The 827-nt window shown below is 65.2% G+C and carries 1 protein-coding gene; it reads left to right on the top strand.

The window, feature by feature from the left end:
- Window positions 1-827: aldehyde dehydrogenase family protein (locus EN879_RS37575; protein WP_127274794.1), on the top strand; the 827-nt coding region annotated here is incomplete at both ends.

Here is an 827-nt window from a genome sequence, read left to right as displayed (position 1 = left end):
ACCTCAAGCCGCTGGCAAGCGTCGCGCGCGGCGGGGCCGCCGACATCGACCGCGCCGCCAAGGCGGCGAAGGCGGCGTTCCCAGCCTGGGCAGCCATGCCTGGCGAGGCACGCAAGAAGCTGCTGCACAAAATCGCCGACGCAATCGAAGCGCGCGCCGAGGAGATCGCTTTTGTCGAATGCATGGATACCGGCCAGGCGCTGAAGTTCATGGCCAAGGCAGCGCTGCGCGGTGCCGAGAATTTCCGTTTCTTCGCCGACCGCGCGCCCGAAGCGCGCGACGGCGAGACGCTGCGTACGACAGGCCAGGTCAATATGACGACGCGCGTTCCGATCGGCCCGGTCGGCATCATCACGCCGTGGAACACACCGTTCATGCTGTCGACGTGGAAGATTGCGCCAGCGCTGGCGGCCGGCTGCACCGTGGTTCATAAGCCGGCTGAATTCTCGCCGCTGACCGCCCGCCTGCTGGTCGAGATCGCCGAGGAGGCCGGCCTGCCGAAAGGCGTATGGAACCTGGTCAACGGCCTTGGTGAAGACGCCGGCAAGGCGCTGACCGAGCATCCCGACATCAGGGCGATCGGTTTTGTCGGCGAAAGCCGCACCGGTTCGATGATCATGAAGCAAGGCGCCGGCACGCTGAAGCGCGTGCATTTCGAGCTTGGCGGCAAGAACCCTGTGATCGTCTTTGCCGACGCCGATCTCGAGCGCGCCGCCGACGCCGCCGTATTCATGATCTATTCGCTGAATGGCGAGCGCTGCACCTCGTCGTCGCGGCTTCTGGTCGAAGCCTCGATCTATGAAAGCTTCACCGCCAAAGTCGCGGAG

Origin of the sequence: Mesorhizobium sp. M7A.F.Ca.AU.002.02.1.1 (assembly GCF_003998535.1) — a bacterium.
Lineage (GTDB): Bacteria > Pseudomonadota > Alphaproteobacteria > Rhizobiales > Rhizobiaceae > Mesorhizobium > Mesorhizobium ciceri.
This window is presented reverse-complemented; position numbering and strand designations above follow the sequence as displayed.